This window comes from Undibacterium sp. GW821-FHT07F11, assembly GCF_059418665.1.
Map to the genome: position 1 here is coordinate 260,629 of NZ_JBWKQH010000011.1, position 18,617 is coordinate 279,245.

General features: G+C 51.6%; 19 protein-coding genes. 18 read left to right on the plus strand and 1 reads right to left on the minus strand.

The window, feature by feature from the left end; genetic code table 11:
* The 15 genes from AC07OI_RS25775 to AC07OI_RS25845 all read left to right on the plus strand — a co-directional run bounded on the left by AC07OI_RS25775 (position 1) and on the right by AC07OI_RS25845 (position 15,974).
* Positions 1-720, plus strand: coding sequence for an ABC transporter ATP-binding protein (locus tag AC07OI_RS25775; protein WP_492707096.1), 720 nt, complete (start codon positions 1-3; stop codon positions 718-720).
* Positions 717-2,111: an ABC transporter permease gene (locus AC07OI_RS25780; protein WP_495259193.1), complete on the plus strand. Its 1,395-nt coding sequence runs from the start codon at positions 717-719 to the stop codon at positions 2,109-2,111. The genes AC07OI_RS25775 and AC07OI_RS25780 overlap by 4 nt, the downstream gene beginning before the upstream one ends.
* Before the next feature lie 6 nt (positions 2,112-2,117).
* Complete coding sequence (locus AC07OI_RS25785; RefSeq protein ID WP_495259214.1) at positions 2,118-2,909, plus strand: outer membrane lipoprotein-sorting protein; 792 nt, start codon at positions 2,118-2,120, stop codon at positions 2,907-2,909.
* 2 nt (positions 2,910-2,911) lie between these two features.
* Positions 2,912-4,204 (plus strand): hypothetical protein, encoded by a 1,293-nt coding sequence (locus AC07OI_RS25790; protein WP_495259194.1) that lies wholly within the window; start codon positions 2,912-2,914, stop codon positions 4,202-4,204.
* Positions 4,205-4,350: 146 nt separating this feature from the next.
* Entirely contained in the window at positions 4,351-4,671 is a 321-nt protein-coding gene (locus tag AC07OI_RS25795; protein WP_492707102.1) for a hypothetical protein, read from the plus strand.
* 330 nt (positions 4,672-5,001) lie between these two features.
* Complete coding sequence (alaS, locus tag AC07OI_RS25800) at positions 5,002-7,614, plus strand: alanine--tRNA ligase (RefSeq protein ID WP_495259195.1); 2,613 nt, start codon at positions 5,002-5,004, stop codon at positions 7,612-7,614.
* Positions 7,611-8,129 (plus strand): GNAT family N-acetyltransferase, encoded by a 519-nt coding sequence (locus tag AC07OI_RS25805; protein WP_492707105.1) that lies wholly within the window; start codon positions 7,611-7,613, stop codon positions 8,127-8,129. The genes alaS and AC07OI_RS25805 overlap by 4 nt, the downstream gene beginning before the upstream one ends.
* Positions 8,130-8,136: 7 nt before the next feature.
* Entirely contained in the window at positions 8,137-8,655 is a 519-nt protein-coding gene (locus AC07OI_RS25810; RefSeq protein WP_492707107.1) for an NUDIX domain-containing protein, read from the plus strand.
* 336 nt (positions 8,656-8,991) lie between these two features.
* Complete coding sequence (locus tag AC07OI_RS25815) at positions 8,992-9,219, plus strand: sulfurtransferase TusA family protein (RefSeq protein WP_162042138.1); 228 nt, start codon at positions 8,992-8,994, stop codon at positions 9,217-9,219.
* Between the two features lie 481 nt (positions 9,220-9,700).
* A complete protein-coding gene (locus AC07OI_RS25820) occupies positions 9,701-10,453 on the plus strand; it encodes an electron transfer flavoprotein subunit beta/FixA family protein (protein ID WP_422953018.1) in 753 nt (250 codons plus the stop codon).
* 88 nt (positions 10,454-10,541) lie between these two features.
* Positions 10,542-11,471: an electron transfer flavoprotein subunit alpha/FixB family protein gene (locus tag AC07OI_RS25825; protein WP_492707110.1), complete on the plus strand. Its 930-nt coding sequence runs from the start codon at positions 10,542-10,544 to the stop codon at positions 11,469-11,471.
* Between the two features lie 103 nt (positions 11,472-11,574).
* Complete coding sequence (locus tag AC07OI_RS25830; protein WP_495259196.1) at positions 11,575-13,365, plus strand: acyl-CoA dehydrogenase; 1,791 nt, start codon at positions 11,575-11,577, stop codon at positions 13,363-13,365.
* A 238-nt stretch (positions 13,366-13,603) separates the two neighbouring features.
* The gene (locus AC07OI_RS25835) at positions 13,604-13,840 is read left to right on the plus strand and encodes a hypothetical protein (protein ID WP_495259197.1); all 237 of its coding nucleotides are present in this window, start codon (positions 13,604-13,606) and stop codon (positions 13,838-13,840) included.
* Positions 13,837-14,868 carry an extracellular catalytic domain type 1 short-chain-length polyhydroxyalkanoate depolymerase gene (locus tag AC07OI_RS25840; RefSeq protein ID WP_495259198.1) on the plus strand — a complete coding sequence of 344 codons (1,032 nt, stop codon included), beginning with the start codon at positions 13,837-13,839 and terminating at the stop codon, positions 14,866-14,868. Before AC07OI_RS25835 ends, AC07OI_RS25840 begins: the two co-directional genes overlap by 4 nt.
* Before the next feature lie 197 nt (positions 14,869-15,065).
* Positions 15,066-15,974 carry a hypothetical protein gene (locus AC07OI_RS25845; protein ID WP_495259199.1) on the plus strand — a complete coding sequence of 303 codons (909 nt, stop codon included), beginning with the start codon at positions 15,066-15,068 and terminating at the stop codon, positions 15,972-15,974.
* Positions 15,975-16,232: 258 nt separating this feature from the next.
* On the opposite strand, the gene AC07OI_RS25850 is transcribed toward AC07OI_RS25845, so the two are convergent.
* The gene (locus AC07OI_RS25850; protein ID WP_495259200.1) at positions 16,233-16,661 is read right to left on the minus strand and encodes an NINE protein; all 429 of its coding nucleotides are present in this window, start codon (positions 16,659-16,661) and stop codon (positions 16,233-16,235) included.
* A 185-nt stretch (positions 16,662-16,846) separates the two neighbouring features.
* On the opposite strand from AC07OI_RS25850, the gene rpsP reads away from it, so the two are divergent.
* From rpsP to trmD, 3 genes are all read left to right on the plus strand, one after another.
* Complete coding sequence (gene rpsP, locus AC07OI_RS25855) at positions 16,847-17,098, plus strand: 30S ribosomal protein S16 (RefSeq protein ID WP_110255824.1); 252 nt, start codon at positions 16,847-16,849, stop codon at positions 17,096-17,098.
* A 17-nt stretch (positions 17,099-17,115) separates the two neighbouring features.
* A complete protein-coding gene (gene rimM / locus AC07OI_RS25860; RefSeq protein ID WP_492707122.1) occupies positions 17,116-17,658 on the plus strand; it encodes a ribosome maturation factor RimM in 543 nt (180 codons plus the stop codon).
* 169 nt (positions 17,659-17,827) lie between these two features.
* Complete coding sequence (trmD, locus tag AC07OI_RS25865) at positions 17,828-18,574, plus strand: tRNA (guanosine(37)-N1)-methyltransferase TrmD (protein ID WP_492707124.1); 747 nt, start codon at positions 17,828-17,830, stop codon at positions 18,572-18,574.
* Positions 18,575-18,617: the final 43 nt, after the last annotated feature.

Sequence of the window (18,617 nt, forward strand, 5' to 3'; positions counted from 1 at the left end):
ATGTATCCCGTAGTACTGAAGCAAGTCATGAAAACCTATCACCTCGATGCGGTCGATGTACCCGCGCTGGTCGATATCAACCTGCAATTGCGGGCCAATTGTTTTACCGTCATTTCCGGCCCTTCGGGCAGTGGCAAGACGACCTTACTCAATCTCATCGGTTGCATAGACCGTGCTGACAGCGGTGAAGTGATCGTCGCAGACCAGGCCGTACATACGATGTCTGATGATGCGCTGTCAGATTTCCGGGCACGTCACCTGGGTTTTATTTTCCAGAACTTCAATCTGTTGCCTGTCCTTAATACCTATGAAAACGTTGAATATCCCCTGATCCTGGCCAAGGTCGCTGCAGGTGAACGCAAGAGGCGTGTGCTTGACCTGCTCGATGCGGTGGGGCTGGCAGACCGGGCGCAAAACCTCCCGGGTCAATTGTCCGGCGGCCAGCGTCAGCGTGTGGCGATTGCCCGCGCACTGGCAACTGAACCCAAGCTGGTATTGGCCGATGAACCAACGGCCAACCTCGACAGCCAGACCGGTGCCGCCATCATCAGCCTGATGCGCAAGATGCAGCGTGAGCGTCATGTTTCTTTCGTGTTCTCTTCGCATGACCCGCAGGTACAGGCGGAGGCAGACGACACCGTGTTCATCCGCGATGGTCGTATCGTGAGTGTAGAGCGCCAGACAGAACAAAAAAATGAAACGATGGAGTTGAATGCATGAAGACTTTTTCCCTAGCCCTGCGCAACCTGCTCAGGAACCGTCGCCGTTCATTGACAACATTGCTGGCCATGGTGGTGGGCCTGACTGCCATCCTGTTGTTTGGTGGTTACCGCTCAAATATTACTTATGGCATGGAAACCGGTTTTATCCAGGGCAGTGGCCACTTGCAAATCCAGCGTCAGGGTTATTTCCTTGAAGGTGGTGACAACCCTACCGCCTATGGTATTGCCGATTACCAGCACATTATCGAACTCGTCAAGCAGGACAAAGAACTGGCCCCTATGCTGGTGGTGGTGACGCCCACGCTGCAGCTTGGTGGCCTCGCCGGTAATTTTTCTGCCGGTGTTTCACGCTCAGTACTGGCTTTAGGTGTTGTTGTGCCCGAACGCAACCAGATGCTGAACTGGAATGACTATGGCATGCAAAGCTATGCAAAACCCTTGCCTTTGAATGGCAGCAATCCAGATGCAGTCGTCATAGGCGAGGGAGTGGCACGCAAGATCAAGTTGTGCAAGACCCTGCAAATACCTGACTGCAAGCAGGATGACACACCGGCTACCCCATCAGACAACAGCACGCAGGCACCTGGCGATATTGCGGCCCTGTCAGCGCTGGAGCAGGGCAATACCGTCAAGGAAGAGGGTACCCGAATAGAAATGCTGGCAGCAACTTCACATGGTGCGCCCAATGTCGCCAGTCTCAACGTCATCACTGCCCGGAACATGGGTATCAAGGCACTCGATGACGTGTATATGGCCATGCATTTGAGCCAGGCGCAAAAACTGATCTATGGCAGTGGCAAAGCACAGGTGACAGCGATACAGATACAGTTGAAACATACCTGGCAGATACCGGCAGCGCGCGCTCGTCTGCAACAGTTGCTGGATCAGAATGTCAAGGGGCAGACACTGGAATTGCTCGACTTCAAGGTGCTCAATCCCATGTATGGCCAGACTGTGCAATTCATGAATTCCATGTTCGGCTTCATTTCCATACTGATAGGCGTGATTGTCCTCTTCACTATCGGCAATACCATGAGCACAGCCGTGGTAGAGCGCACGGTAGAGATAGGCACCTTGCGCGCCATGGGTTTGCGCCGTTCCGGCTTGCGCAGGCTGTTCCTGTGTGAAGGTGTGCTGCTGGGTGCGATAGGCGCGGTATGCGGTCTGCTTGGCTCGCTCGTGATTGCCTATCTGATCAACAATAGCGGTGCGGCGTGGACACCACCTGGTTACTCCTATGCCTACCTGATACAGGTGCGCGTATGGCAAGATATGCCTTTGCTGATAGGCAGTGTCATCGGCCTGTTGCTGGTGACGGTGATCTCAGCCTGGTTGCCTGCGAACCGGGCGTCGAGACTGATGATTGTTGATGCGTTGAGGCATGTATAAGGAATGATGATGAAAACTTTAAAGACCTATACAGTTTTTCTTGCCGTAGCTGGCCTGATGCTGGGGGCAGTTCTGGTTGCTCAGGCAGCCCAAAGCCCGCAAGAGATACTGGCTGCCAGTGATGTGGTGCGCAACCCCGATTATCCGTTTGGCCTGACCAATACCCTCATCGAATACCGTGCTGGCAAACAGACTGACACCAGCACCCTGTCCATCTATTCCAAGGCTGACCCCAACAGCGGCCAGTTCCGCAGTCTGATACGCTATGTTGCACCAGCCAGGGACGCCAACAAACTCATCCTGTTCAGCGGCAAGGACTTGTGGTTTTACGACCCGAGCAGCAAGGCCAGCATACGCATGTCACCGCAACAGCGCCTGCTGGGACAGGCATCGAATGGTGACGTGGTCACCGTCAACCTGGCCAAGGATTACCAGGCCGTGAGTGCGGTAGAAGAAGACACCCAGGACGGTGACCGCCAGACCAAGCATTGCAACAAACTGAGCATGAACGCCAGCACGCCGGACGCTACTTATCATCATATCGATATGTGGATAGAGACCGGCAATAATCATCCGGTCAAGGCAAAGTTCTATACCGAAAGTGGCAAGCTGCTCAAGACCGCCTATTACCGCCGCTATGAAAAGCAACTGGGCATAGACAGACCGACAGAAACCGTCATCATTGATGGCCTGGACCCAAGCTGGGTCACGGTGATGCGTTACTCCAACCTGGTCAAGCGTGAAGTGCCTGATCAATGGTTGCAGCGCGATTACCTGCCACGCTTCAAACCGGAATGACGATGCGCCATAAACCATCTTCATTCAGACTCAGTATTTGCGCCTTGATGGGTTTGCTGGCACTGAACTCTTATGCCCAGCAAGACCCCGACCTTGATGCGCTGAAAGTCGCTGACCAAATGCCCAATACGGTTGAGCAGCCTCGCAACTGGCGTCTGTTTGTTGAGGCCGGGGCAGGGGTAAACCGTGCGCGTCTCGGTGGCGGGAGTCAGCAATTCCAGCGTCTGTCGCTGGACCTGCAATATGACAATACCTTTGCGCCAGGCTGGCGTGCCGTTCTGTCTGATCGCCTGGATGTGAGCTGGCCGCCACAGGCCGCTGGGTTGTCACATGACATCAATACCATTAAAGAGGCCTACCTGAGCTGGCAAGTGCAGACTGATCAGATACTGGACCTGGGCCGCATCAATGCGCGTAATGGCGTGGCGCTGGGTTACAACCCCACGGATTATTTCCGCACTTCTGCCTTGCGTTCCGTGGTGTCGGTGGACCCTGCGAGCCTCAAGGAAAATCGCCAGGGCAGTGTCATGCTGCGCGGACAAAAGCTGTGGAGTGGCGGCTCTTTGACTGCCTTGTACTCTCCCAGGCTGGCTGATGCGCGCAACTATTCCAGCTTCAATCCTGATATCGCCGCAACCAATGATCAGAACCGTTGGTTGCTGGCCCTGAGTCAGCAAGTGGTGGACGGTATTTCACCACAAGCCTTGTTGTACAAATCAGAAAAACAGCCTGTGCAATTCGGCTTGAATCTGACGGCTCTCCTCAATGATTCCACGGTGGTATTTGCCGAATGGTCGGGCGGGCGCAGCCAGTCCAACCTGACGCAATCAATGCGGGAAACCGGATTGAATTGTCCTGACGACAGCGCGTTCCGCAATCACAGCGCGACTGGTTTGACCTATACCACCAGCAACAAGATATCAGTCACCGCAGAACTACAATACAACGGCGGCGGCCTGGATCAGGAAAAGTGGAACAATCTGGGGCAGGTTTCACTGCAAAGCTATGTGATCTATCGCCGCTTTCTGCAAGGAGTACAAGAGGCACCGGCCAAGCGCAGTGTATTTGTCTATGCAAGCTGGCAGGATGCGCTGATCAACCATCTGGACCTGGCTGCGATGAGCCGCTATGACCTGGCCGATTCCAGCCGCATGTCATGGCTGGAGGCCCGCTACCACCTGAAACACACAGAGTTCGCCTTGCAATGGCAACGCAACAGCGGCAAGAGCCTGAGCAATTACGGCGCTGCACCGCAGATGCAAAGCTGGCAATTACTGACACGCTATTACTTCTAGAGATGCAGTGGCTGGCCGTTACGAGTTCTTACATCGATTACATTTTTGCTGTCATCGGGAAAAGCGACGGTCTCGTTATTGGCGCATGGGCAGTATGCTCATGCTACACATTCATTTAGCTCAGATCATTCTTAAGAGGAAAAACCATGAAATCCATCAAATTCGCTACTGCTCTTGTTGCTACCCTCATCGCTGGTTCCGTTTTCGCACAAACCAATACCCCAAATATTGATAAACGCCAGGAAGTGCAACAAAAGCGCGTTGCCAAAGGTATGGAAAGTGGCGCATTGACCGCGCAAGAATCCGCCAACCTGGAAAAACGCGAAGCCAAGATCGAAGCCGACAAACAAGCAGCCAAAGCGGATGGCGTTGTCACCAAAGCTGAACGCGCGAAGCTTGAACACGAAGAAAACCGCGCGAGCAAGAAGATTCGTAATAAAAAACATAATGCGAACGTAGCTGGATAAGCCTCTGCTCTCTGAATCGCAGGCCACCACTAATGCTGGTGGCTTTTATTTTTTTCAAAAAGACAATGTTATCTTCAGCAATTGCTGTACTCGTTACTATGCTGATGACGATAAAACAACGATAGTCTCTCAGGAATACTTTGTAATTTCCTCCTGATTTTCTCTGTGTCTCCGTGCCTCTGTGTTGAGAGGTCTTCTATTTTTAAACAGATTTTTCAACAAACTTGCCCATCTGCTACCACCGACCATAGATATCGGGCTGAATTTATACCGTATAATCGGCGGTTACAACTGTTATTACACCCATTTTTCAGCTTAGAACCATCATTTATGAACTCGTCAGAAATCCGCGATAAATTCCTCAGCTTCTTTGAATCCAAGGGCCATACCCGTGTGCGCTCTTCCAGCCTGATACCTGGCAATGATCCTACCTTGCTGTTCACCAACTCCGGTATGGTGCAGTTCAAGGATGTATTCCTCGGCCAGGACAAACGTGCCTATACCCGCGCCACGACAGCGCAGCGCAGCGTGCGTGCCGGCGGTAAACATAATGATCTGGAAAATGTGGGTTACACCGCGCGTCACCATACTTTCTTTGAAATGCTGGGTAATTTCTCTTTCGGCGATTATTTCAAGAAAGATGCGATTCATTACGCATGGGAATTGCTGACCACAGTTTATGGCTTGCCAAAAGACAAGCTGACGGTCACCGTCTATCAGGAAGATGACGAAGCCTACGATATCTGGAAAAACGAAATCGGCGTACCAGTAGAGCGTATCATCCGCATTGGCGACAACAAGGGTGCACGATATGCATCCGACAATTTCTGGCAAATGGCTGACACTGGCCCTTGTGGTCCTTGTACCGAGATTTTCTATGACCACGGCCCGGAAATCTGGGGTGGCCCTCCAGGTTCGCCAGATGAAGACGGCGACCGTTTCATTGAAATCTGGAACCTGGTATTCATGCAGTTCAACAAGGATGAAGCTGGTGTCCTGAATCCTCTTCCTAAACCATGCGTGGATACCGGCATGGGTCTGGAACGCCTGTCTGCAGTTTTGCAGCATGTGCATTCCAACTATGAAATCGATACTTTCCAGAACCTGATCAAGGCAGCTGCGCGCGAAACCGGCTGTACTGATCTGGAAAACAATTCCCTGCGCGTGATTGCTGATCATATCCGCTGCGCAGGCTTCCTCATTGTTGACGGCATCATTCCTGGCAATGAAGGCCGTGGCTATGTGCTGCGTCGTATTACCCGCCGTGCTTTGCGTCATGGTCACAAACTGGGGCAGAGCCAGCCTTTCTTCTACAAGCTGGTACCTGATCTGGTCAAGGAAATGGGTGTTGCCTATCCTGAGCTGGCGGAGGCGGCAGAGCGTGTTGCTCAAGTTTTGAAGCAAGAAGAAGAACGCTTCGGCGAAACGCTCGAACACGGCATGAAGATTTTGGAAGCCGCCCTCGCCAAGGACAGCAAGAATCTGGATGGCAGAACAGCTTTCACTTTGTACGATACCTATGGGTTCCCGTTGGACCTGACAGCTGACATTTGCCGTGAGCGTGAAGTCGTGCTGGACGAAGCTGGTTTTAATGTGGCGATGGACGAGCAGCGCACCAAAGCGCGCGAAGGCGGCAAATTCAAAATGGCCGCAGCCATCGAATATAGCGGCGACAAAACCAAATTTGTAGGCTACGATGAATTGCAGCATGAAGCCAAGGTCGTCGCTCTGTATGTCGATGGCAGCGCCGTTAATGAAATCAAGGCTGGTCAACACGCTATCGTGGTGCTCGACACTACGCCTTTCTATGCTGAATCCGGCGGCCAGGCTGGCGACTCCGGTGTTCTGGTGACGGCGGATGGTACGGCGTTTGAGGTGAGTGACACGCTGAAAGTGCAAGCCGATGTATTCGGTCACCATGGTGTCTTGAAGTCCGGTAGCCTGAGCGTGGCACAAAGCCTCAAAGCTGAAGTGAATGCAGAAATCCGCGCACAAACCATGCGCAATCACTCCGCCACGCATTTGATGCACAAGGCCCTGCGTGAAGTATTGGGCAGCCATGTCTCACAAAAAGGTTCTTTGGTGGACGTGGAAAAAACCCGCTTCGACTTTAGTCATAATGGCCCTATGACTGCCGATGAAATCCGTCAGGTGGAAACCATCGTCAACCGTGAAATTTTGACGAACGCAGCTACCCAGGCGCAAGTCATGGCTTATGACGATGCGGTCAAGCATGGCGCGATGGCATTGTTCGGCGAAAAATATGGTGATGAAGTACGTGTACTCGACATCGGTACTTCGCGTGAGCTCTGCGGTGGTACTCATGTATCCCGCACTGGCGATATCGGCCTGTTCAAGATCGTTGCTGAAGGTGGCGTAGCTGCCGGTATCCGCCGTGTTGAGGCCGTGACGGGTGAAGTTGCGTTGACGCTGGTACAAAACCTGAACAGCCGTATCAATGAAGCTGCAGCGGCCCTGAAAACTCAGCCAGAAGAACTGACGCTGCGTATCGGCCAAGTGCAGGATCATGTCAAGGCTTTGGAAAAAGAACTGGCCACGCTGAAATCCAAAATGGCATCCAGCCAGGGCGATGACCTGGTGAACCAGGCGGTTGATGTCAAAGGCATCAAGGTGCTGGCGGCTACACTTCAAGGCGCTGACGTGACAGCCCTGCGCGAAACCATGGACAAGCTCAAGGACAAGCTGAAGACAGCCGCCATCGTGCTGGCAGCCGTCAATGACGGTAAGGTCAGCCTGATTGCCGGTGTGACTGCGGATACCACATCCAAAGTCAAGGCGGGTGACCTGGTCAACTTTGTAGCGCAGCAGGTCGGCGGCAAAGGTGGTGGCCGTCCTGACATGGCGCAAGCAGGTGGTACGGATGCCAGCGGTCTGACAAAAGCCTTGGAGGGTGTGACTGAATGGGTAACTTCTCGTCTATGATACATATACGCCGTGCTGAAGTTTCAGATGCGGCTCAACTGCAGAGGGTGTTTGCCAGCGGCGGCACCTATGCGGGTACTTTGCAACTGCCACATCCTTCATTAGAGATGTGGCAGGAGCGGCTGGAAAAGACTGATCCCAAAGACACCCGTCTGGTTGCCATCTATGATGGCGTAGTGGTTGGCTCTGCCAGTCTGCATCTGGAAAAGGCCCAAAGGCGGCAGCATGTCGCCAGCCTGGGTATGGGGGTGGCAGATTCATTTACCGGGCGCGGGATAGGTACGGCCCTGTTGACTGAATTACTGCATTTGTCAGATAACTGGCTCAATGTATTGCGCATAGAGTTGACCGTGTTTTGCGATAACACTGCTGCCACCCGCCTGTATAAAAAATTTGGCTTCGATATTGAAGGCACCATGCGGGCTTATGCTTTTCGCAATGGACAATATGTCGACAGCTATGCCATGGCACGTATGCATCCCAGGCAGGCGATGATACCGCTGAGGGAAACCTGAGGTCAGCATGGAAATGAAGTTTTGCCCGGTATGTGCAATATCCCTGATAGAACGTCCCGATGAACAGGAAGCAGGCAAGCTCAGACTGGCCTGTCCTGAGGGGCACTGGACCCATTGGGACAATCCCCTGCCAGTGCTGGCAGCCCTGGTCGAATTTGAAGACAAGATACTGTTGGCTCGCAATGCTGCCTGGCCAGAAAACACCTTTGCCCTGATCACCGGCTTCATGGAGCGCGGTGAAACCCCGGAGCAGGGTGTGGCTCGCGAACTCAAGGAAGAAACCAATCTGGATGCCGATGAAATCACCCTGATTGGCGTCTATGAATTCATCCGTAAGAACGAACTCATCATTGCCTATCACGTCAAGGCATCTGGTACCGTCAGTCTCTCGCCAGAATTGCTTGAATATCGTCTCATAGAGCCCGAAAAACTCAGACCCTGGAATGCCGGTACCGGCCATGCCATGGCCGACTGGATGCGCAAGCGTGGCCTGGAACCCGTGTACAGAGAGTGGGAAAGTAAATAGTTTGGGTCTTTTGCAATGCAAAAACAATTTGCAAGCTATCAGACCAAGTGCATGTTTTTTATGTGTAATTGCTAATAAAAAAACCAGTTTAACAATTGTTTTGGTGAAATACCTTCAATAAGTAAGCCAGGAGTAAGTTTACTGTCTAAGATGAGAGTGTGGGCTGTAGACGAAGATTCTTTGGTTTTGCACCATTTTCGTGCGGAAACTTTGTAAAATATTTGGTCTTTTGTTGTTAGTCTGCTGCGATGCACCATGTGAATGAAAATTCCGGTAGAATTGGTGCATCAATTGTCGGGCGAATTAGCTTACTCAATTTGTATTACTGGGGAAATCATGCAATTCAATAAAGAACTGGATGCGCGCGGACTGAACTGTCCTCTTCCAATTTTAAAAACCAAGAAGGCGCTGGCCGAGATGCTCACTGGTGAAGTGTTGCATGTGCTGGCGACTGATCCTGGTTCGGTGAGGGACTTCAAGGCCTTTTCCAAGCAAACCGGCAATGAACTGTTGTCGCATCAGGAAGGCAGCAAAGAGTTTGAGTACTTCATCAAACGTAAATAAGCCTGACCTGCCTGCTTACCCATCGGCAAAGCAGCATACAAAAACCCGCAATCCTGTTGCGGGTTTTTTCGTTTCTATAATTAATTTTCCTTTAATTTCGCTCTTATTCTTCACTTATTTCCCACTTGATGCAGCTTGAATCAGACTCATGCACGAGCGTAATTCATATTCGATTAGACATTCTGCTCTAGCGGCAAAGTGGATTAAAAAGAACGCTCGTGCTAAATTGTGCAAAATCTTGATGTTTTCGTTTTATAATCAATAGAATTTACGTATACGTCAATTTGCGGAGGCGAAAGCGCAGTAATATAAGAAGCTTAATTGAGTACCCTGGGCAGTAAGGGCTGTACTTAATGCAGAATCTGCACGCTTCCCGGCCTCGCAAGCAAAGTGATGGAACGTCAGGCAATAAATTTTCAGTATCAAGCTTTAAAATTTGTATCAATTCGGTATTTCCCCATTAGCTCATAAAGGCAGAACTATGAAAGTCCTGGTACCAGTCAAACGCGTCGTCGATTACAACGTCAAAGTACGTGTCAAATCTGATGGCTCTGGCGTTGATATCGCCAACGTCAAAATGTCCATGAACCCATTTGATGAAATCGCTGTTGAAGAAGCAACCCGCCTGAAAGAAGCGGGCGTGGTGACAGAGGTTATCGCTGTTTCTTGCGGCGTGGCGCAATGCCAGGAAACCCTGCGTACAGCCATGGCGATTGGTGCTGACCGTGGCATCCTGGTTGAAAGCGATGCAGAACTGCAACCGCTGGCTGTGGCCAAATTGCTCAAGGCACTGGCTGACAAAGAACAACCACAACTGATCATCCTCGGCAAACAGGCAATTGATGATGACAGCAACCAGACTGGCCAGATGCTGGCAGCTCTGCTGGGTTGGCCACAAGCGACTTTCGCCTCCAAAGTCACAGTTGCTGATGGTAAAGCCACGGTCACTCGTGAAGTAGACGGCGGCCTGGAAACATTGTCCCTGACACTGCCAGCCATCATCACTACAGATTTGCGTTTGAATGAGCCACGTTATGTGACTTTGCCTAACATCATGAAGGCCAAGAAAAAACAACTGGACAATGTCAAACCTGCAGACCTGGGTGTAGACGTTGCTTCCCGCGTCAAGACCTTGAAAGTAACTGAGCCACCAAAACGCAGCGCCGGTATCAAAGTACCTGACGTAGCGACCCTGGTTGCCAAGCTGCGCAATGAAGCCAAGGTTATTGGCTGATTGGTTTCAGCTTTCATAAAGACAGAATTTAAGAATAATTTTTGTTGTCTGGATATTGATCCTGACAGCACATCAAGTGGAAGACATCATGACTACACTCGTCATCGCTGAACACGACAACGCTGGCCTCAAGGGCAGCACATTGAACACTGTTACTGCTGCTGCACAATGCGGCGCAGATGTACACGTACTGGTTGCTGGCCACAATGCTGGCGCAGTTGCGCAAGCTGCAGCACAAATCGCAGGCGTTGCCAAAGTATTGCATGCAGATGCAGCGCATTTTGCTGATGGCCTGGCAGAAAACATTGCCGAGCAAGTCCTGGCAATTGCATCTGGCTACAGCCACATCCTGGCACCGGCAACTGCCTATGGCAAAAACATTCTGCCACGCGTTGCTGCCAAGCTTGACGTATCGCAAATTTCTGAAATCACCAAAGTAGACAGCCCTGACACTTTCGAGCGTCCTATCTACGCTGGTAACGCCATCGCGACTGTGCAATCGACAGATGCAATCAAGGTCATCACTGTGCGTACAACAGGCTTTGATGCTGCTGCCAATGGTGGTTCTGCTGCTGTGGAAACTGTTGCTGCCGTTGCTGATTCTGGTAAATCTGCTTTCGTTTCTCGTGAAGTGGCCAAGTCTGACCGTCCTGAACTGACAGCAGCCAAAGTCATCGTTTCCGGTGGCCGTGGCATGGGTTCTGGCGACAACTTCAAGATTCTGGAGCCATTGGCTGACAAGCTGGGTGCTGCCATGGGTGCATCCCGTGCTGCGGTGGATGCTGGTTTTGTACCGAATGACTGGCAAGTGGGCCAAACCGGCAAGATCGTTGCACCTACGCTGTATATCGCCGTCGGTATCTCTGGCGCGATCCAGCATTTGGCCGGTATGAAAGACTCCAAAACTATCGTCGCTATCAACAAAGATCCAGAAGCACCAATCTTCTCGGTAGCTGACTACGGCATCGTAGGCGATCTGTTTGATATCGTTCCACAGCTTGTAGCTGAATTAGGTTAATTTTTTGGCCGCTGCGGCGGCCTGACGGGGCAGGTAAGCGGTTTATCGCATCATTCAGGCGATCTTCCTGACCTGCCCCTTTTTCTTTTTTTGGGATACAAAAATGAGCTATGTTGCCCCTGTCAAGGACATGCTGTTCCTCATCAACGAACTGGCTGGTCTGGCGGAAGTCAATGCCTTGCCTGGCTGTGAAGATGCAACGGCAGAAACCGTAGAAGCTGTGCTGGAAGAAAACGCCAAGTTTGCCGGTGAAGTGGTCGCCCCTTTGAACTTCCCTGGCGACCTGGCACCCAGCTACTGGAAAGACGGCGAAGTCTTTACTAGCAAGGGCTTTAAAGAAGCCTTCAAGATGTTTGGTGAAGCAGGCTGGCAGGGTGTGCAGCATCCGCAAGAATTTGGCGGCCAGGGCCTGCCCAAGCTGGTGGCAACACCGTGCATAGAAATGCTCAATGCAGCAAGCATCTCGTTTGCCCTGTGCCCATTGCTGACCGATGGCGCGATTGAAGCCTTGCTGACCGCAGGCAGCGACGAACAAAAAGCCATCTACCTGGAAAACCTGATTTCCGGCAAATGGACAGGTACCATGAACCTGACCGAGCCACAAGCCGGTTCTGATCTGGCAATGGTACGCAGCCGTGCCGTGCCACAAGGCGATGGTACTTACAAAGTATATGGCACCAAGATTTTCATCACCTATGGTGAGCACGATATGGCAGAAAATATCGTCCACCTGGTGCTGGCCCGTACACCGGACGCACCAGAAGGCGTCAAAGGTATTTCCCTGTTCATCGTGCCAAAATTCCTGGTGAATGCCGATGGCAGTCTGGGTGCGCGCAATGATGCACACTGTGTATCGATAGAACACAAGCTGGGCATCAAGGCCAGCCCGACTGCGGTATTGCAATTCGGTGATAACGGCGGCGCGATAGGTACACTGGTTGGCGAAGAAAACCGTGGCCTTGAATACATGTTCATCATGATGAATGCCGCCCGCTTTGGTGTTGGCATGCAGGGTATAGGCGTGGCAGAACGCGCTTATCAAAAGGCAGTGCAATACGCCAAAGACCGCGTGCAGTCACGTGATCTGGCAGGTTCCGCTGGCCCGGTTGCCATCATCAACCATCCTGATGTGCGCCGCATGTTGATGTCCATGCGTGCCCAGACTGAGGGCGCACGTGCGCTGGCCTATGTTGCTGCCGGTATCAGTGACTTTGCCCATCACCATGCAGATGCAGCGGTGCGCAAGGCTAACCAGGCCAAGTATGAATATCTGGTACCCATCGTCAAAGGCTGGTCCACAGAAATGTCGCTGGATGTCACATCAACTGGCGTGCAGGTGCACGGTGGCATGGGCTTCATCGAAGAAACCGGTGCTGCACAACACTATCGTGATGCCAAGATTCTGACGATATACGAAGGCACGACAGCCATCCAGGCAAATGACCTGGTAGGTCGCAAGACTTCACGCGATGGTGGTGCTACCGCTAAAGCCTTTATCGCCGACATGCGCGCGACAGAAGCGCAACTGACGGCTATTGGTTCAGTTGACATGCTGGCGATACAGCGCCAACTGGCAGCCGGTACTGCAGCGCTGGAAGGTGTTGTTGATTACGTCGTCACCAACTTCAGGCAAGACATCAAAGGCGTGTTCGCTGGCAGCGTCCTGTATCTGAAGCTGGCAGGCATCGTTTTCGGTGGCTGGCAAATGGCGCGTGCTGCCATCATCGCCCAGCAAAAACTCGATGCAGGCGAAGGCGATGCCGCCTTCCTGAAAGCCAAGATTGCTACCGCACGCTATTTTGCTGATCATATCCTGTCTGCAGCGCAAGGCTTGCGTTCAGCAATTGTGGATGGTAGTGCCGGTGTCATGGCCTTGTCTGAAGACCAGTTTTAATGATCACTGTAGTAAGTTAGATTTTCTATTGAAAAAAGGCTCATTCATGTGAATGAGCCTTTTTTTCATGGCGACATCCTGTTTGTTTTCCCTCTCTTGACTGATATCCTTCAAGCCCTGTGTGCGTTAGCGCATAGAGACTTATCGCATAGGCCTTTACCATCACAGGTGAGTCTTTGCTGTGCCCGCTTTCAATGCTGCCTGCCCAGATCGTGTGCCCCCGGATAAGGAGTATCCAATGCAGCAAACTGTCGCTGAGTTTTTGGTTGCCACCTTGCTCGTGAAGAAATCAGGCAAGCTGAAAAATGGCTTGCGTCAGTTATTGGTGGCCAGTGGCTCCGCAGCCCTGAATGTGTTTATCGCCCCTTCAGAGTTGCTCCATGCCGCATATATATCCAGACCAAATTTGGCGTTTTGGATTGGCAAGGGTAAAAGAATCCTTGCTGTTCACACGTGGCGGATAAGCCATACATGAGTAAACGCATCAGCACGTCGCCATGGAGCAAATCCTTCAAAAGTGCCCTGCACAAGATGGCAAAAGCGGCGTCGCGGACTGGTGTCAGCGCAATCAAAAAGACACTGGCGGCCGTCGTACCAAAAACAGGCAAACGTAAACCAGCCAAGCCCAAAAAATCAGTATCAATTTCCAGCGCTAAATTGTCTCCGGGGATGACGACCGGCATGGCTGGCTTGCGGCGTTATCACTTATACCGGCCACCGGGAATCGGGCGCACTGAGCGCCTGCCGCTCTTGGTCATGTTGCATGGGTGTTTGCAAGATGCCGCGGCATTGGCTGCCAGCAGCAAGATGAATCAACATGCTGCACGCAAGCGCTTTCTCGTGCTTTACCCTGAACAGGAAAAACTTTCTAACGCCCAGGCTTGCTGGAACTGGTATGACACGCGTTCAGGCCGGGCACAACGCGAGGCCAAATCCATTGATGCGGTGATTGATCAGGTGTGCCTGTTGCAACCAGTAGACCAGCAGCGCATTGCCGTGGCGGGGCTTTCTGCCGGTGCCAGCATGGCAGCCCTGCTGGCCTTAAGTCATCCGGCAAGGTTTCGGGCGCTGGTCATGCATTCGGGCGTTGCCACCGGGCTTGCGCATTCTTCAGCAACGGCCATCATGGCAATGCGCGGACGCCGCCTGGACGCGGCACAGTTGCCAGCCGGGATAAAGCTGCCTGCATTGCTGGTGATACAGGGCAGCAAAGACCGCATCGTCTACCCCGTCAATGGTGTACTGGTAACCCAACAGTGGGCGACCCAGGCGGGCGCGAAAGCGGGCGAGCCTCGTACCATGCAACGCGGCGCGCGTTATCCGGCGACTATTACCGACTATCGTACTCAAGGGCGAATTGTCGTCAGCTTGTGCGAGGTAAATGGACTGGCTCATGCCTGGAGTGGTGGTGCCGCAGGCCATGCCTACAGCGACCCTAAAGGGCCCGATGCGTCTGGCATGATCTGGGCGTTTGCCAGCAAGCAGTTTGCATATCCATTCTGATCAATCCTGCTTTCTGTTGCACAGATGCATCTCCTGCTTTTATCTGCAAAAAATCATTGTTCAGTGTTAAACAACACACAGACGTGAAAGCCGCTGCCATCTATTCTGAGGCCGTTCTCTGGTTGTTTTTAATTAAGAAAAACTTGAGATTTTATTTCATAAGTCTTAACCAAAATTGAAAGCAGATGGATACCTATATGAATAACAATACTACTGAAGCAAACATGTTGGTAGTCACCCAAGACAATGCATCCCGTACAAGTACTTCCGGCGTGTCGTGGGGAGCGGTGCTTGGGGGTGCTGTGGCTGCAGCGGCACTGTCCCTGATATTGCTGATGCTGGGCGCTGGCCTTGGTTTGTCCGCGGTTTCGCCGTGGTCTTATAACGCCACAGTAATGGGAATTTCCACCATCGCCTGGATAGGGTTCACACAGCTTGCGGCATCCGGCATTGGCGGTTATATCGCAGGCCGCTTGCGTACCAAGTGGAGTAATGTGCATGATAACGAAGTGTATTTCCGTGACACGGCGCATGGCATGCTGGCATGGGCAGTTGCCTCCTTGTTGACGGTGGGCTTACTCGCCAGTGCTGCGCAAGGCATACTTGGTGGCGCAGCAGATGCCGCAGGTACTGCGGTTACTGCAACAGCGGCGGTAGCTGGTAATGCCAAGGTCAATCCTGTGGATTATTTTACCGATATGCTTTTGCGTACTGAGCAAGCGTCGACTGCACCGACCGATAGCGCCAGTGCTGGCACTGGTAATAGCAACAGCGTGCGCATGGAAGTTGGCCGCATATTGTCGACAGATATCGCTAACGGCTCGCTGTCACCGAGTGACCGGGATTACCTGGCCAGGCTGGTTGCCAAACGCACTGACATGACACAGGTAGATGCGACCAAGCGTGTTGATGCCGTATTTGATCAACTGAACAAGTCGGTTACTGATGCAAAAAATACTGCCAAAATTGCTGCTGACCAGGCTCGTAAAGCGGCCGCAAATTCTGCCCTGTGGATGTTTGTAGCCTTGCTGCTGGGTGCGTTCGTCGCCAGTCTGGCTGCAACATTGGGCGGCCGCCAGCGTGACGAGGCGCATGTGATTGCATGAGTCAGCAAAAACGTCTGCATAAAACTTTGTCATCGCTACTGAGTGTAGCAAGGACAAGCAACAACTAATTATTTCCTGGAGCCTATCATGCGTTCAATCCTGCTTTTATTACTCGGCATACCTCTTCCTATCGTTATTCTGATTGCCTTGTTTGTACGTTAAAAAATGCCTGCAACCTGATTACAGGCATAGCAATAAAAAATGGCTCATTTTTACGATGAGCCATTTTCTTTTTTTTGGAGGAGTACTACGTAATCATCAGCCGTAAGCACCGCCGGTATATAGCAAATCAAAAGTGCGTGCGATGGCAGCAATCAATACAAACGCACCTACAGCCAATGTTAATACCAGCAGCAATGCCAGCGGCCAGTTGGACTCGCTGGTCTTGCCGGATTTGCTATTATGGCGCGCATCCCATTTTTCATCTGGCGTCAGGCCTATCACTAACGCTTCCAGTATGGCGATCAGAAAAGAAAGCAATAAAAAACCATATTGCACGATCTCGGGTTTGCCAAAATAGAAATAGTGGATGACCATGCTGATAGGCAGTGTGATGAAATGCAGCCAGCCCCATTTATCTTTTTTACCACCCAGGTAAAAGCGGTGCACGCCTGCAGCGCCAAAGACAGCAGCCAGAAAAGTTGCCAGGGTTTTATTTTTATGTGGTGTTGTATCAGTGAGCGTCATTGCAGCCAGCCATCAAAGTCGAAGCTGTGATTGTATGCGATGACGGTATAGTGTGTCTCAATAGTCACGCTGATCAATAAAATCACCCTTCGGCAAGGGAAAAGTGGGATAGTCCTTGCGACTTACTCAAGAAGCGGGCTATAATCTACAGCTTTTTCCGCGTTCAGACATTTTTTGGAAATATTATGGTCGTTATTCGTTTAGCTCGTGGTGGCGCAAAAAAGCGCCCTTTTTACAACATCGTTGCAACTGATTCCCGTAATCGTCGCGATGGTCGCTTTATCGAGCGCATCGGTTTCTACAACCCAGTAGCTACTGGCAATGCAGAAACAGTACGCGTTGCAGCTGATCGCCTGGCTTACTGGCAAGGTGTTGGCGCTCAATTGTCTCCAGCAGTTGCTCGCCTGGTAGCTCAGTCCGGTAAAGCAGCAGCTTAATCGCTGCAAGCTGTATCATGACTGCTGCAGTCCATGCTCCTGATGATCTGGTCCTGGTTGGCTATATCTCGGGAGCATTTGGTATTCATGGCTGGGTAAGGATACGTCCTTATTCTGCTGATGCTGACGCATTAATGTCAGTAAAAACCTGGTGGTTGGATAAGCCTGAGTTGCGTGATGTTGACCGTCTGGAAGTTAAAATCCAGGGGGAAGATGTGGTTGCGCGGCTGGTGGGTGTGCCTGACAGAAATGCCGCAGAAGCACTGAAAGGTGCGACTGTACAAATTTCTCGCAAGCATTTTCCTGCTTTGGCGTCCGGTGAATTCTATTGGCTCGATCTGATAGGTTTGCAGGTGGATAATCTTCAGGGTGAGAATTTAGGTGTGGTCAGGGATTTGATGGACAATGGTGCGCATCCGATTTTACGGGTGGCGGCAGCGGATGTGCCTGAAAATGAACTGGTGAAACACGAACGCCTGATTCCTTTTGTAGAGGCTTTCGTCAAGGAAGTCGATCAAAAAGCGGGCAAAATCCAGGTTGACTGGGGTAGTGATTATTAACGTGATGAACTCAGAACCTGTTTACGATCTGTAGCGAGCGTGCGTCAGTGGGGTGAAGAGCAGCGCAGAAAGCGGAATGTACTTAAGTACATGAGCATTTTGAGCAGCACATGAACCCCGGTCACGCTCGCGCAGTAAGATCGTAAATAGGTTCTCAGAAGGCATAAGCATGCAGTTCGATGTCATTACGCTGTTCCCCGAAATGTTCGCTGCCATTACACAATCAGGTGTAACGAGGCGGGCTTTCGAGCAACAAAAATGCGAATTAAAGCTGTGGAATCCACGTGATTTTACGACTGACAGGCATCGTACCGTGGATGACCGGCCTTATGGCGGTGGCCCGGGTATGGTGATGCTGGCAAAACCCTTGCAGACCGCGATTGGGTCTGCCAAGGCACGCCAGAGTACCTTGTCTGCAGTGGCACCCAAAGTGATTTATCTGTCACCACAGGGTAAGCCGCTGACACATGAAAAGGTCATGCAACTGGCGGTAACGCCGGGCTTGATCTTGTTATGTGGCAGGTATGAGGCGGTAGATCAGCGTCTGCTGGATAATTACGTCGACGAAGAAATCAGCCTCGGCGATTTTGTCTTGTCTGGCGGTGAATTGCCAGCCATGGCCCTGATGGATGCTGTCATACGGCAAATCCCTGGCGTCTTGCATGATGATGCTTCGGCAATACAAGACAGTTTTGTTAATGGTTTGTTGGATTGTCCGCATTACACCAGGCCAGAAGTCTTTGAAGACCAGGCTGTGCCAGCCGTGTTAATGGGGGGCAATCATGCTGAAATTGAAAAGTGGCGGCGTCAGCGTGCACTGGAAGCCAGTCAGTTAAAGCGTCCGGATTTAATCATCGCAGCGCGTGCGGCAGGCTTGTTAAGTCGTGCCGACGAAAAGTTTTTAAGCAGTTTGTAGTAATTTTCAGCTCTTGAGCTGAAATATTTAAGCGTGAATCTTC

Excerpts from the sequence above, each read along its gene's own strand:
- AC07OI_RS25835 (WP_495259197.1), top strand. The coding sequence starts at position 13,604 with ATGCAGCAAACTGTCGCTGAGTTTTTGGTTGCCACCTTGCTCGTGAAG.
- AC07OI_RS25850 (WP_495259200.1), bottom strand. The coding sequence starts at position 16,661 with ATGACGCTCACTGATACAACACCACATAAAAATAAAACCCTGGCAACT.
- AC07OI_RS25780 (WP_495259193.1), top strand. The coding sequence starts at position 717 with ATGAAGACTTTTTCCCTAGCCCTGCGCAACCTGCTCAGGAACCGTCGC.
- rpsP (WP_110255824.1), top strand. The coding sequence starts at position 16,847 with ATGGTCGTTATTCGTTTAGCTCGTGGTGGCGCAAAAAAGCGCCCTTTT.
- AC07OI_RS25820 (WP_422953018.1), top strand. The coding sequence starts at position 9,701 with ATGAAAGTCCTGGTACCAGTCAAACGCGTCGTCGATTACAACGTCAAA.
- rimM (WP_492707122.1), top strand. The coding sequence starts at position 17,116 with ATGACTGCTGCAGTCCATGCTCCTGATGATCTGGTCCTGGTTGGCTAT.
- AC07OI_RS25805 (WP_492707105.1), top strand. The coding sequence starts at position 7,611 with ATGATACATATACGCCGTGCTGAAGTTTCAGATGCGGCTCAACTGCAG.
- AC07OI_RS25830 (WP_495259196.1), top strand. The coding sequence starts at position 11,575 with ATGAGCTATGTTGCCCCTGTCAAGGACATGCTGTTCCTCATCAACGAA.
- AC07OI_RS25840 (WP_495259198.1), top strand. The coding sequence starts at position 13,837 with ATGAGTAAACGCATCAGCACGTCGCCATGGAGCAAATCCTTCAAAAGT.
- AC07OI_RS25785 (WP_495259214.1), top strand. The coding sequence starts at position 2,118 with ATGATGAAAACTTTAAAGACCTATACAGTTTTTCTTGCCGTAGCTGGC.
- AC07OI_RS25845 (WP_495259199.1), top strand. The coding sequence starts at position 15,066 with ATGAATAACAATACTACTGAAGCAAACATGTTGGTAGTCACCCAAGAC.
- alaS (WP_495259195.1), top strand. The coding sequence starts at position 5,002 with ATGAACTCGTCAGAAATCCGCGATAAATTCCTCAGCTTCTTTGAATCC.
- AC07OI_RS25815 (WP_162042138.1), top strand. The coding sequence starts at position 8,992 with ATGCAATTCAATAAAGAACTGGATGCGCGCGGACTGAACTGTCCTCTT.
- AC07OI_RS25775 (WP_492707096.1), top strand. The coding sequence starts at position 1 with ATGTATCCCGTAGTACTGAAGCAAGTCATGAAAACCTATCACCTCGAT.
- AC07OI_RS25795 (WP_492707102.1), top strand. The coding sequence starts at position 4,351 with ATGAAATCCATCAAATTCGCTACTGCTCTTGTTGCTACCCTCATCGCT.
- AC07OI_RS25810 (WP_492707107.1), top strand. The coding sequence starts at position 8,137 with ATGGAAATGAAGTTTTGCCCGGTATGTGCAATATCCCTGATAGAACGT.
- AC07OI_RS25825 (WP_492707110.1), top strand. The coding sequence starts at position 10,542 with ATGACTACACTCGTCATCGCTGAACACGACAACGCTGGCCTCAAGGGC.
- trmD (WP_492707124.1), top strand. The coding sequence starts at position 17,828 with ATGCAGTTCGATGTCATTACGCTGTTCCCCGAAATGTTCGCTGCCATT.
- AC07OI_RS25790 (WP_495259194.1), top strand. The coding sequence starts at position 2,912 with ATGCGCCATAAACCATCTTCATTCAGACTCAGTATTTGCGCCTTGATG.